The 12866-nt window shown below is 49.8% G+C and carries 14 protein-coding genes; 9 read left to right on the top strand and 5 right to left on the bottom strand.

Annotated elements, in window-relative coordinates; translation table 11 throughout:
* Window positions 1-8: 8 nt before the first annotated feature.
* Window positions 9-461: a type I restriction enzyme HsdR N-terminal domain-containing protein gene (locus BN8_RS16345; RefSeq protein ID WP_009283021.1), complete on the bottom strand. Its 453-nt coding sequence runs from the start codon at window positions 459-461 to the stop codon at window positions 9-11.
* A 124-nt stretch (window positions 462-585) separates the two neighbouring features.
* Here BN8_RS16345 and BN8_RS16340 point away from each other — a divergent pair, with 124 nt between their 5' ends.
* Together BN8_RS16340 and BN8_RS16335 are read left to right on the top strand one after the other, a co-directional pair.
* Window positions 586-1356: an AMP nucleosidase gene (locus tag BN8_RS16340; protein WP_009283020.1), complete on the top strand. Its 771-nt coding sequence runs from the start codon at window positions 586-588 to the stop codon at window positions 1354-1356.
* 246 nt (window positions 1357-1602) lie between these two features.
* Entirely contained in the window at window positions 1603-2145 is a 543-nt protein-coding gene (locus BN8_RS16335) for a tyrosine-type recombinase/integrase (RefSeq protein WP_009283018.1), read from the top strand.
* A gap of 10 nt (window positions 2146-2155) precedes the next feature.
* On the opposite strand, the gene BN8_RS16330 is transcribed toward BN8_RS16335, so the two are convergent.
* Window positions 2156-2404, bottom strand: a complete 249-nt coding sequence (locus BN8_RS16330; protein ID WP_051041087.1) for a hypothetical protein — start codon at window positions 2402-2404, stop codon at window positions 2156-2158.
* Between the two features lie 1460 nt (window positions 2405-3864).
* Between BN8_RS16330 and BN8_RS16325 the strand changes: the two genes are divergently transcribed.
* Both BN8_RS16325 and BN8_RS32910 read left to right on the top strand, forming a co-directional pair.
* Complete coding sequence (locus BN8_RS16325) at window positions 3865-4407, top strand: Panacea domain-containing protein (RefSeq protein WP_192579066.1); 543 nt, start codon at window positions 3865-3867, stop codon at window positions 4405-4407.
* Entirely contained in the window at window positions 4395-4850 is a 456-nt protein-coding gene (locus tag BN8_RS32910; protein ID WP_144051755.1) for a hypothetical protein, read from the top strand. The genes BN8_RS16325 and BN8_RS32910 overlap by 13 nt, the downstream gene beginning before the upstream one ends.
* Here BN8_RS32910 and BN8_RS33340 read toward each other — a convergent pair.
* On the bottom strand, window positions 4823-5044 hold the full coding sequence (locus BN8_RS33340; RefSeq protein WP_040006168.1) for a hypothetical protein: 222 nt from the start codon (window positions 5042-5044) through the stop codon (window positions 4823-4825). The two genes, BN8_RS32910 and BN8_RS33340, sit on opposite strands and share 28 nt — an antisense overlap.
* 399 nt (window positions 5045-5443) lie before the next feature.
* On the opposite strand from BN8_RS33340, the gene BN8_RS16315 reads away from it, so the two are divergent.
* The 4 genes from BN8_RS16315 to BN8_RS16300 all read left to right on the top strand — a co-directional run bounded on the left by BN8_RS16315 (window position 5444) and on the right by BN8_RS16300 (window position 9638).
* Window positions 5444-6199, top strand: a complete 756-nt coding sequence (locus tag BN8_RS16315) for a formylglycine-generating enzyme family protein (RefSeq protein WP_192579065.1) — start codon at window positions 5444-5446, stop codon at window positions 6197-6199.
* A gap of 696 nt (window positions 6200-6895) precedes the next feature.
* The gene (locus BN8_RS16310) at window positions 6896-7531 is read left to right on the top strand and encodes a hypothetical protein (RefSeq protein ID WP_009283015.1); all 636 of its coding nucleotides are present in this window, start codon (window positions 6896-6898) and stop codon (window positions 7529-7531) included.
* A complete protein-coding gene (locus BN8_RS16305; RefSeq protein WP_009283014.1) occupies window positions 7531-7893 on the top strand; it encodes a DUF4180 domain-containing protein in 363 nt (120 codons plus the stop codon). The genes BN8_RS16310 and BN8_RS16305 overlap by 1 nt, the downstream gene beginning before the upstream one ends.
* Window positions 7894-8114: 221 nt before the next feature.
* Window positions 8115-9638, top strand: coding sequence for a T9SS C-terminal target domain-containing protein (locus BN8_RS16300; protein ID WP_009283013.1), 1524 nt, complete (start codon window positions 8115-8117; stop codon window positions 9636-9638).
* A gap of 352 nt (window positions 9639-9990) precedes the next feature.
* Here BN8_RS16300 and BN8_RS16295 read toward each other — a convergent pair whose 3' ends face one another.
* Complete coding sequence (locus BN8_RS16295) at window positions 9991-11328, bottom strand: tetratricopeptide repeat protein (RefSeq protein ID WP_009283012.1); 1338 nt, start codon at window positions 11326-11328, stop codon at window positions 9991-9993.
* Window positions 11329-11638: 310 nt separating this feature from the next.
* On the opposite strand from BN8_RS16295, the gene BN8_RS16290 reads away from it, so the two are divergent.
* Window positions 11639-12085: an Hsp20/alpha crystallin family protein gene (locus BN8_RS16290; protein WP_009283011.1), complete on the top strand. Its 447-nt coding sequence runs from the start codon at window positions 11639-11641 to the stop codon at window positions 12083-12085.
* 91 nt (window positions 12086-12176) lie between these two features.
* On the opposite strand, the gene BN8_RS16285 is transcribed toward BN8_RS16290, so the two are convergent.
* Window positions 12177-12821 carry a phosphoribosylanthranilate isomerase gene (locus tag BN8_RS16285; protein ID WP_009283010.1) on the bottom strand — a complete coding sequence of 215 codons (645 nt, stop codon included), beginning with the start codon at window positions 12819-12821 and terminating at the stop codon, window positions 12177-12179.
* Window positions 12822-12866: the final 45 nt, after the last annotated feature.

Here is a 12866-nt window from a genome sequence, read left to right as displayed (position 1 = left end):
CCGACTGTTTACTCCGCCCGGTCGAATACCGGAAAATCGTCCAGAAACGTAATGGCGGCCGTATCGTGGTCCACGCAGCAGCAGTAGTGCGTCAGGCCGTTGGTAACGATCAGGTAAGGAGCCCGGTGCACGTGGTTGTAGCGGGCAATCTGGTCGAACACGGCCTGCGTCAGCGGTACGTGTGGAGCCTTGCACTCGACCAGCAGGAACGGCTTGCCTTCCCGGTCGAACACGACCACATCCGTCCGTTTCTGGGTCAGGTTGAGCGTTAGTCCGCCTTCGGTCCGGATCAGTGCTTTCGGATAGGCGTAGTGCGACATGAGCAGGTGAACGATGTGCTGCCGCACCCACTCCTCCGGCGACAACCGGACGTACTTGCGCCGGAGCTCATCGAAAATATAGGGTTTCCCCTCGACTTGCTTAATTTTGTGGCCAAACGCGGGCAGGTTCAACGTGTCCATGTGTCAAAGATATAAAGAGCGAAAGAGTGAATGAGCGAAAGAGTGAATCTTTTTGCCCGTTTTCACGCCAATTTTGAGTCCTGGTTTCGCTCACTCACTCTTTCGCTCGTTCACTCATTAACTAATGAAAACCAAAGACGAGATCGTTCAGAACTGGCTGCCCCGCTATACCGGTACGCCCATTGAGCTGTTTGGCGAATACATCCTGCTGACCAACTTCATCAACTACGTCGAGCTGTTCGCCCAGAAATTCGACGTTGAGATTTACGGCCTTGGCCGGGCCATGCAAACCGCTACGGCGAACAACATTACGATCATCAACTTTGGCATGGGCAGCGCTATGGCCGCTACGGTCATGGATCTGCTGTCGGCGATTCACCCCAAGGCGGTGCTGTTTCTGGGAAAGTGTGGCGGGCTGAAAAAAACGCAGATCGGCGACCTGGTTCTGCCCATCGCGGCCATTCGGGGCGAAGGCACGAGCAATGATTACATGCGCCCCGAGATTCCGGCCTTGCCGTCGTTCCGGCTGCAACGGGCGGTTTCCTCGACCATCAAGCGCCACGAACTCGACTACTGGACTGGTACCGTCTACACCACCAACCGGCGTATCTGGGAACACGATGAAACCTTCAAAGAATACCTCCGCGAAATCCGGGCGATGGCCATCGATATGGAAACGGCCACGGTCTTTACGGTCGGCTTCGTGAACTCCATCCCGCACGGGGCGCTGTTGCTCGTATCGGACAATCCGCTGGTACCGGAGGGCGTCAAAACCGAAGAAAGCGATAAGGTTGTCACGACCCAGTTCGTCAACAAGCATCTGGAGATTGGCATCGACGCCTTGCAGGAACTGGCCTCATCAGGCGAATCGGTGAAGCACCTGCGGTTTGAATAGAGACCGGTCCGCCATACGTTTCGGAAGAATGCTGCATCTTTGCAGCCTCCCTACCGTACGTACATGATAACCATTCACCTTGACGAACGCGACCCGGCGCTGCTGACGGTCTCGTTTCCTCATGACCCCATCGGCAACGACCGCTTCGGCCTTTAGGTTTGAGGGCCGAAGCGGGAAAAGGTACTACAGCGAGCCAAGGAATACTATGACATAGCTTATCCAAGACAGGCCACGAAGTTACCGACCGTGTACAGTGTAGCTGAGGTAAAAGCCATTTTTAAAGCTACTACCAGCTTAAAATACCGGACGCTATTCAAGTTGGTGTACGCTACTGGACTTCGGCTGAGCGAAGTGGCGCATCTGCGTTTAACCGATATCGACCGTGTCCGTCGAGTCATCATCGTTCGGGGCGGAAAGGGAAAGAAGGACCGCGTAGTGATGTTCTCTGAGAAGCTGGAACTGGACGTTGCCAACTATTTAAGCGCGTACAGACCTAAGATATACCTTTTTGAAGAAGCTGACCGACGGGAACCGTTACAGAATCGTACGATTCAGGAGGTGTACAGTCAGGCCACTCAAGCCGCTATTATTCAAAAGCGGGGCGGTATTCATACGTTGCGCCACTCTTTCGCTACTGGTCCGACACATCGGCATCTACTTGAATCGGGCTTAGACATCCGTTATATTCAACAGTTACTGGGCCATGAAAGTATCCTGACCACGATGCGGTACACGCACGTAACGGCGGATAAGATTAGCCAGCTCAAGAGTCCGCTGGATGATTTGTGAACAGACTAGCTTACCAAGGTAGCGGCCCCGGCTCGTGCCGACGTAGCAACGGACGCAGCTGGGTAAGGCTGAAAAATTTTTCTTTCAGGATGTACCCCTGCGTTGTCCCAATAACAACCCGTTTGTTACGTTTGATACGCCCTTGCGAGTCAAATCGGTAGAGTTGTTTGTCTTTACCGAAGAAGTAGTTTGGATACCCCTCGATGTCCCACCACCGTATAATCAATTCGGTCTGAATCAAAGCTACTCTTTTAGTCATTTCTTTGCGTAGTAGCGAACCTGTTTGTACACTTGTTGGCCGTTGCAAAAACTCGCGTTTTGCAGCTGTAAAAGTACATATACACTTAATACGATCATCCTAATTATCAGCGAATTGATATTAAGTGATTTTGCGTACAATAATACGTTGTGCGCTGCCCATGCTTTTGCTACGCGATGCGCGGGTGTGCGGGGCAATCCCCGGCAGGTTCGTTTGCTACGCTCTTTGCGGGGTTGTTAGTGGTGTGCCACGTGACTGCCGACACAGCAGAACGTAGTGGGATAAGTGGGTAGGCGGGTGAATCAGACACTGTCAGCAGGTAGCTTTGCCGCGCCTTTTGCGTGATATACGGGTAGAAGTAAGTATACTACATATAAGAGCAAAGGTCACGTAAAATATTTTTTGAAAATATTTCTATCTTTTTTAATTTCTATCTTTTTTATTTGTTTTGTAATCAAACAAAAAAGAATTCGTCATTCTGCCGACGAATTCCTAGCCAGTCACTTTCTAAACGTAAAGTGGATTACCCGATCCTTATCCTTGTAATTGAAAATCACTTCTTTGCTAACCATCCACACTCCCAATGCGGTTAGAATAGCTAAGACGATTTTTAGGATAAGAACCCTGGTTTGACCCACTGTACTCGAAGGGCTTCGTTGTGCTCCCATCGTGTTAGGGGGTTTTTGCAACGCACACCCTTTTCGATGTAGATCAATGCACAGAGGCCGAATAGCAGAATTTCTTCGACGTAAAGCGTGATGGTAGTCGCGTTGGGCACTTGCGTTGCAGTTAGAAAAAAAGCATTACGACCCTACGCCTACAAGAGACACCCGGACTGCGGGGCTGGTACACCGCACAATTCAGTCAGGTCATTGCAAATATAACAAAAATTCAATGTGATTTACTGTTGTCAAGCTACAAATGCAAAAAGGCATGGGTACCAGCCATGCCTTTTTAATTTGCTTTTTTTCTACCCACACGAGGCCCCTTAGTCAGTGCTTTACGTTATCAATGATGGCTTTCAAATATTGAACCCACCACGCCCACCGCGACGTAAGGATATGTAAAGATATATAATTGATTCATAATTGTCAAATGAAAATTATTGTAACTCGCTATCTATCAGTTAGTTTTGCTCATATAGTGCTGATAATCAGCAATAATTTATATTTCTTTTTGATATTAAAAATGTAAAATAAATGTAAAATAAATATATGTGAAAGGCGTAGCCTTTACTGGGTCACATAACAAAAAATCTTGCTGCACCCTTTTGTACACTATAATATATATTAATTATAATTTATAATATAATTTTATTATAGAACAAAGGTAAGTAAACAATTGTTGTATCTTTGCAGTCCTGTTCTACCGCCGAGAAGCGGCAAGCTTAAAAATTTTAAGCTAACATACTGAAAAATAGATATATTGCCCCAAATCCACCCTATATGGCGAGTATGCCCATGTTTGATCAAGAGAAAGCACTTAATACACTCCTTTACATCACTAACGCACTGGGTAAGACAGGCTTTCACAAGGCGTTCAAAGTGATGTATTTTGCTGAACGCGAACATTTGTCATTATACGGCTCTGCTATCCTTTATGATACCTTCATAAGCATGGATAATGGACCAGTTCCTTCTAAGCTATTCGATATATTAAAGGCTATCCGGGAAAACAATATCAATACTTCAACCATTCATGCATTTAGCGAAGCTGTTTCTGTAGAGAATCGTTACAATATAACAAGCAAAAAAAAGGCTGATACAGACTACTTATCTGAAACAGAAGTAGAAGCTCTAGATCGCGCTATTGCTTTATGTAAGGATATGACGTTCGCTGAGCTTAGAGAACTATCTCACGATATAGCATGGAAGCAAGCGCAACCCAATAAACAAATGGGATTAATTGCGATTGCAGAAGCTGGTGGTGCAAATGAGACAATGGTTTCGTACATTCGTTCCGTTTCAGAGAACGAATCCGCACTATCAGAATGCCCTTTTTAAGTGATGCTTTCCCGGAAGATCTTCGTAAGCAATACGCAGAGCGAAATTTAAAGATTGGTACTATTTTACGTGTTCCTGTTACCGACGTTCCTGGACGTGATTTCAAATTTTATGTCGTTGTTGGTTACAGCAATGACAAGATAGCACTAGGGGTTTTGTATATCAACTCAGTAATCAACCCCAATGTATTCCCTACAGAAGAACTTAGGCGGCTTCACGTTCCAATTAAGCTTGACCACCGAAAGCTGGTTGATAAAGATTGCTATATTGATTGTTCAAAAATATACGAAAAGGAAGCTGAACACATAAACGATTTGGTTATCTCTAATCCTGAGTATGTTCGTGGACAATTAGATGAGAGGGAAACAGGAACCATACTGAGTACAATATATTCCGCTAAAACCATTTCCCGGATTTACAAGAGAAGGTTTGGTATTGAATAATATCCCAAACCTTCGACTTCTTCCCAGAACTCTTTAACCTGCTCACTGTCAGGCATTCCCGCCATAAAGTAAGCCCACAGCTCGACAAAGCGATCAAAGCGTATATTGTCACAGAATATGTAGCTCAGCACACTGAGCGCATCGGTATCCATCTGGGATGCGGGTAGGTCTGGCAATTCGGGTGGCTCTATCATGGCGTAGTTAGGCTCTGACGACAGGGTGAATGATTGGTGTAGTTGGGCTTGATACGGGTGATTGAGGTCAAGCCAGCAGGCATTATCACGCGTAGTATTGCGTGAGGGCACCCAACAGCCTGAGGACGTAAAGGCTCCCTACGGTCGCCATCGTCCTCAGTGGCGTTGGGTGGCCCGTCTAAGCAGTGCGTCAAAGTCCAGCATCCGGGCGACAGGTTGCACGTCCCGCATGGGCAGGTTTAGGCTTCCATTTTCAGCTTTCGGTTGACAGAGTGAGCCTGAACTAAGCGGGCTTTGGCTTCAATGGTCAGCTTTCCAGCGACAAAGTGAACGCTTAGGCAAGGCAAGAAAAAAATGGTAATTCGATTAATCAAAATTCTACTGCTACGTCTGATATTTATGCGGACTCAAACCTTGATTCTTTGTATTGTCACGGCAATAATGACTGAAGTCAACGCTCAAGATACTGCCTTTATGCCAATGATATTTGTTGAAGGGGGCTCGTTTATAATGGGCAGTGACAACGATGAATCACATGGGGACGAGAAGCCACTCCATAATGTTAAACTGAGTAGTTTTTACATAGGCAAATACGAGGTAACAGTAGCTCAGTATAGAAGATATTGTACGGAGACACATATTACCATGCCCGAATCTCCAGAGAAGGGATGGAATGATAATGATCCTATTGCAAATATTGACTGGAACGATGCTAACAAATTTGCTTTATGGATGTCAGAACGAACAGGTCGTACCTACCGTTTGCCTACAGAAGCACAATGGGAGTATGCGGCCCGTGGAGGCCAATGCAGTCAAGGTAGAATATACGCTGGTTCTGATAGTTTAGACTTGGTTAGCTGGTTTAACAAAAACTCAGACGAGCAAGTCCATCCTATTGGCCAAAAGTGGCCCAACGAATTAGGCATATACGATATGAGTGGCAACGTCTGGGAGTGGGCGCGTGATTGGTATTCAATCAACTATTACTCCCAAAGTCCTGACACAGATCCAGAGAATCAAACACGAAGTAAATATAGAGTATTGCGGGGCGGCTCTTGGGATTGTAGCCCACAGTTTTGCCGCTCCGTAGATCGGTATATAATTAATCCAGAATTTCGCGATTTTAGATGTGGGTTTCGGTTAGTATACCAGTGAGAAAAGAGTCTGTGTGGGGTAGCTTCCCGTCGACAGGAAGCACGTCCCGAAGGAAAGTTAGTAGACCAACTGACTGAGTGTGTAAAGGTTGGGAGTGATTTGCGTTCAGGTATATAGCGTTCTCGTCCATCAACATTCAGGGGTGTTGGGTGGATAAACAGCTAAAGTGTGAGTGCCAGCATCCGGGCGACAGGAGGCACTTGACTGACAGGTAAACGCTTAGGCTCGCAAGTTAGGCTTCCGGTTAACACCCCAAACATCCGAGTAAGTAGGCCTGTTGGCAAACATGCGCAACAGACCAAACGCTTAGACAGAGTAATCTACTAGCGCTTTAACCAAATACGATGTCACAAGAAATCTTTTTAATAATAGTGGTGGCAATTTGGGCTACTTTATTCATCAACAGGATGAGGAAGAGAAAATCCACTCCTAAACAGTGACTTGTTTATTGCCTGTTAGGTTCAGTAGGGGTAGCTTGTCGCATGACAAGCTGCAACCGGGTACACGATGTACCTTATCCCATCCAAACGGGCTTATAAAGGTCCAAGTACGTTCGTTTCTTCTATCTTGTGTCATCAACATCAACCCCCGTTGGCATTGGGTGGATAGCCTCACAGCCGTTGCTTCCGGATAATATCTTGGCAATAAGACAGCTTTTGGATAAAATAAACTGGCTGAACTTGTATCTTACACTCAATGAGCCAATCCCACAACACCAAGTTATTCGAGGCTCTGAGTCAGGAGTATTTGATTTTTGTCATCAGCTATACATCGCCCCGTTGGCCGAATCCCCTGTTTCTGATCTGGTACACGGATACGGATGAGGACAGTACCGATCGTCTGTTAACCGATCAGGCAGGCAATATAATCGCAACGGAATCAATCCCTGAGTTGATAAGCACCCTCAAGGCGCAGGTTCAGTTGACGCTGCCCGAGCAATTTATTGCCTGGCTGGCCAGGATAGAGGGGCTTGAGCCGTCTGTTGATATCAGTCATGACACGAAGGCGTTGGTCGATTCGATTGCGAATAAAAAAGTAGACCTATCGACGCTTGAACGCCTGGTTCTCTGGCGCAATATGTTTGGCGATTTTGCTTACCAGGACGGGCAAAACAGCTACCTGCTACCGTACCACGACGATCCACTACTGAAACAAGCCTCAGATTACTACTATAACTATGACTTCTGGCCGCGGTATACTACCAAAAGCAAAGGTCAAACCGTACGATGGCGTCGCCCTCCTTTGGAGATAGATACCGCTTTGCTGCTGGAGAAATTGTCGGCGACGATTACTATGTTTGATGCCAGAATCAATCTTGTCAAACCAGGGTAATGGAGATAAAGACACACCACGTAAACGGCCTACAACTCGCCGAGATCGTTGCGACAGGTATCGTCATCAAAACGGCGGAAGATGGCCTGGACCTGCTCGGTACTGTGTACTACCAGGGTTTTGACCGGGTTATTCTGCATCAACTGAATATCACGCCCGATTTTTTCAACTTACGGTCGGGAATGGCCGGCGAAATTCTTCAGAAGTTTTCAAACTACCGGGTTCGTCTGGCAATCGTCGGCGATTTCTCCCCGTATTCATCCAAAAGTTTCAACGACTTCATGTTCGAAAGCAACAAGGCAGGGCATATCAACTTTGTAGGTTCGTTGGCCGAAGCCGTCAACCGACTGGCAACGCCGTAACGTAACGGATCGATGCTGACGCAGAACCAGTCGAAAACTGCTCATTACGTATCAACGTTCGGCCCGGTTGAATGGGCATTGGGTAACGGCAAGTAAGTCAGCGTTGAAGCTGGCTAATCTTTCTGGGGCAAGCTATTTTAAAATCGGCCAAGAGCTAGTAAGTTTACAAGTATTTATTAAAAAAAGTCTACGTTGATAGCTTTGTAAGCTGCTGTTTTCAAATGAGCCGGACGTTGGTTTGGATGATGATTCTGGTCTTGCTGCCGGCTGTGGTAGCTGCGCAGGAACTGATTCCGAATGGTGGATTCGAAACGTTTCAGAACTGTCCCCGGCAGGATAACCTCCTTTTTGAAGCCGTACCCTGGTACAACCCCAACCGGGCGACTCCCGATTTTTACCACTATTGTTTTCCAACGGATCAGATTGAACTGCCGCCCCACGGCGGGCAGGGATTGGGGCGCTTATTCATGGACTTAGGCTGGGCCGAATACCTGGCCACGCCACTCAAACAGCCGCTCGAAGCCGGTGAAGCCTATCAGTTCGACCTCTACGTTGCGTCGGGTACGCCGAACCGGTATCCCGTAGGTTCTTTCGGGGCTTATTTCACCAGTCAGCCCCTTTCGTCGCCTGAGAAGGACCTGTTCGTAACGTCGGGGCAGGCGAGGGTGATCGACAACCTGCCGCAGCGACTCACCCGACGGTTCCAATGGGAACGAATGGGCGATTGCTTCATTGCCAAAGGTGGAGAGAAATACGTGACCATCGGCAATTTTACAACGCTGCCTGTATCGCTCGGATATTATTACCTGTTCATCGACGACGTATCGTTGCAACCCATCCGGCTTGATTTAGGGAAGGATACGACGCTGTGTGGCCGGAACAGTACGTACCTGCTCAACGCCAAAACACCCGGTGCAACAACCTACCGGTGGAGTACGGGTGGTACGTCGCCCACCCTGCAGGTAACCAGACCGGGCAAATACTGGGTGGTCGTGACGACGCCCTGCAAGGTGCTGCGTGATACCGTCACAGTCAACTATAAACTCGATTTTAGCCTGGGACCTGACACAACGCTATGCGAAGGCCAGACAATGACGCTGCGCGTTCCGGAATCGGGGCAGTACCGCTGGCAGGATGGTACGCAGCAGAACTCGTTCCAGGTACGTCAGTCCGGAACCTATACCGTCCGGGTGTCTGATGCCACCTGCACCACCAGCGATACCATCCGGGTGCGCTACGTCCTGCCGCCCCGGCTGGATCTGGGGGCCGACAAACAACTGTGCGGGACGGAGGTGTACACCATCACGCCGTCGTTCGCCCAGGGTACGTTCCGGTGGCTGGACGGGTTTGGGGAGGTAGCGCGGACCGTAACTTCATCGGATGTGTTTCGGGCGTCGGTGACGAACGACTGCGCGACGATTACCGATTCCGTGACGGTCGATTACAGCGGCTGTGAGTGTACCGTATCGGCTCCCGATGCGTTCTCGCCCAATGCCGATGGGCTGAACGATGTGCTTGAACCCTTTGCCTGTGGTGACATTACGTTCCGGGCGCTGTCGGTGTATAACCGCTGGGGCGAAATCATCTTTCAGACCACCAGCCCGCCGTTCGTGTGGGATGGAACCTACAAAGGAGAACGCTGCCCGACGGCCATCTACACCTGGAATGTTGATTACGCGCTGCGACAACCCGGCGGGGCAACCGTAACCAGACAAAAACAGAGCCGCGTCGTGCTGGTGCGTTAGTCAGAAGCTGGCTAGTCAGGTCTGGAATCTAACCGTACGGCATAATTCTGTCCAGACCCCGGTAGGTGTCGACCTCATTCTGGCACCTGCTGATTATGCTTTCTGAACACCAAAGGCCCCTGTCGAAAATGAGTCTGTGTAACTAGTACTGGTGTTTGTATGACACCCCCAACCCCCTGAAGGGGGCTTAGCTCCGCTCGGCCAAGGTGCCTGATGATAGCAGCGCTAAGCCCCCTTCAGGGGGTTGGGGGTGTCACTCAAACGGTCTAAAAATTCAACCAGCCTGAAAAAAGAAAAAGGGAGACCAGACTAGCCCCCCTTCTCCTTTCCTCCCCTTCCTCCTTTTCTCCTTCTAATTACAATAATCGCTGATCACCTTGTAGCTCGGCGTGTAGCCCAGTTCGCCGGCTTTCGAAAGGTCGAGGCAGCCGCCGTTTTCGTCGCCGAGGGCGTGTTTAATGATACCCCGAACGTAGTACACCTCGGCGTAGCGCGGATTCAGTTTGATGGCGCTGTTTAAATCCATTACGGCTCCTTTCTGGTCGCCCTGCGCTGATTTGATCATACCCAGCGTGAAGTACGCTTCGGCGTAGGTCGGACTGAGTTCAATCGCCTTGTTGAGGTCGACGATAGCGGCTTTGGCGTCGCCCTGTTTATTCTTGCTGACGGCCCGGCTGTAGTAGGCTTCGGCCCGCTCGTCGGACAGGTCGTTGATTTTGTTACGTTCCTGCACGAGGTTCCGGAGGTTATCGAGGATTGCCCGCGTAATCTTTCCGTTGTAGTAGACTTTGGCGTCGGTATTGGAGTTGTTGGCTTCGATGGCCGTGTTGAAATCCTGAATGGCCCCCTTCTGGTCGCCCAGTTTGCTACGGCAGAAACCCCGACCGTAGTACGCCCGGAAGTTATCGCCGTTGAGGGTCAGCGTCCGGTTATAGTCGGCCAGCGCCCCTTTGTAATCGTCCAGTTTGGCCTTTGCAAAACCCCGGTAGTAATACGATTCGGCATCTTCGGGGCCCAGTTCGATGGCTGAGTTCAGATCGGCGATCGCACCGGTGTAATCTTTCAGCTCCAGTTTTGATACGCCACGACCAGCAAAGGCCTGTGCGCGCCGGGGATTCATCTCCAGCACCTTGCTGAAATCGGCCAGGCTTCCGGCGTAGTCCTCCAGCTTTTGTTTCGTGATGCCGCGAGCATAGAGCGCAAGGGCATTATTGGGTTCCAGTTCGATGGTTTTGGAGAAGTCGGCGAGTGCACCCCGGTGCTGTTCAAGTCGGCTGCGACTAACCCCCCGGCTGTAGTAAGTCTGTGGATCGTCGGGGTTAAGTTCAATAGCCCGGCTGAAATCGAGCAGCGCCCCCCGGTGATCATCCTGTTTGCTTTTGCTGACGCCCCGGCTGAGGTACGCCAGCGCATCCTTGGCATTGAGTTCAATGGCCCGGTCGTAGTCCAGAATGGCCCCACGATGATCTTTAAGGTTGGCTTTGGCCAACCCCCGGTTGTAATAGCTGGCTGCGTTTTCCGGATTCATCGTGATGGCCATGCTGAAAGCCTGAAGAGCGCCCGTGAAATCGCCGGTTTTGCTGCGGGTTATCCCGTTTTCGAAGAAGTCGGCGGCTGATTGCTGAGCCGTGGCCGTCGATAAACCAGCCCAGATGCATAGCAGAGCCAGCGGCAGGAAACGTCGCGTCATACGATAAAAATGTAGAAATGGTAGGTGATTTTATTTAGCGGGACAAAAGTAGGGGTTTATATATGATGAAAAAAAGGCCACACGCGTTAAGTTTCTTCGTGATGCCCTCATTCAGAGCGTATTAGGAGTAACATACGTAGCGTTTTTGACAGACATTAGAAGTGCTAAGATGTCAAAATGTCAGCAATTGGCTGTAAATTTGCTCAAAACAAGACAAAATGTCTGTTAAAAATTCAATTTCTAGGGGTGGTACACTGTTTGCCAATAACTGAGTGTGTTTGATGATAAACAACCAATTAACACTACGACAATGGCAACTTTAGTTCGTTATAACAACTTCCCAACCTTGTTTGACCAGGCTTTTGCCCGCGATTTTAACCGGTTCTTTGGCCGTCCGGTCATTGCCCGTTACCAGAATGTGAATTCGAATGTTCCGGCTGTGAACGTAAAAGAAGATGAAACCGCTTTCCACCTTGAACTGGCCGCTCCTGGCTTGAAGAAAGAGGATGTGAAAGTTAACGTAGAGAATAACCGCCTGACCATCGCGTACAAACACGAAGAGCAGACGGATGAAACTACCGAGAAATTCACCCGTAAAGAGTTTGGCTACACGGCGTTTGAGCGCAGCTTCCGCCTGCCGAAAAACGTGAACGCCGATCAAATCCAGGCCGCTTATACAGACGGCATCCTGAAAATAGATCTGCCCAAAGTAGAAGTCAAAGACGAAAAAACGGTGAAAGAAATCGCGATTGCCTAAGGGCCGCATGATTTCGCAAAGGCTCACCGATAGATAACCGAAGCCGCGCCAGGATCTTCCCGGCGCGGCTTTTTTGTTGACTCGTGTCGGCCTAGCGCACAGCGGCTACGAAGGCTTCCAGCTTGGCGGGGTCCAGATGGCCGTCGGTGCGGACACCACTGCAAATGTCCAGCCCGAATGGCTGCACCGTATCGATGGCTTCCCGTACATTATGAAGCCGCAGGCCACCCGCCAGGAAAACCGGCACCGACGACTGCTGAACGATCTTCCGGCTAACCTGCCAGTTATGAACCCGGCCGGTGCCGCCTAATTCCTTTACGGTTAGATTCGGGTTGCCCGAGTCGAGCAGGAGGGCGTCGACTCCTTCGTCGACAGCCCGGAGGGCTTCCTCAACGCTGACATCGTCCAGTACGTGGATGACCTGAACCAGTTTGACCGAAGGAAGTGCCGCCCGAAGCTGCGTGTATGTACCAGCCGGTACCGCATCGACCAGTTGGATGGTATTGGCACCGACCCGGCGATGGTGCGCGAGTATACCGTCGACGGTGATTTCGCTGGTGAGCATGAACGTGGCGACCGGCGGGGGCGTAACGCGGACGATGGCCTGCGCCAGGTCATCAGCGATAACGCCGGGGCCGCTGGGCATGGCTCCCACCAGCCCGAGGGCATCGGCTCCGAACGTTACGGCGGTTCGGGCTTCATCGGTGCTGCTGATGCAGCAGATTTTTAGTTTCATAGGGCATACGTCGCCGGGGCGACATCGACTGCTTTCTCAGATTAT

The sequence above is a fragment of the Fibrisoma limi BUZ 3 genome (assembly GCF_000296815.2).
GTDB lineage: Bacteria > Bacteroidota > Bacteroidia > Cytophagales > Spirosomataceae > Fibrisoma > Fibrisoma limi.
Note: the sequence above shows the minus strand (reverse complement) of the source record. Positions and strands in the feature narration are given on the sequence as shown.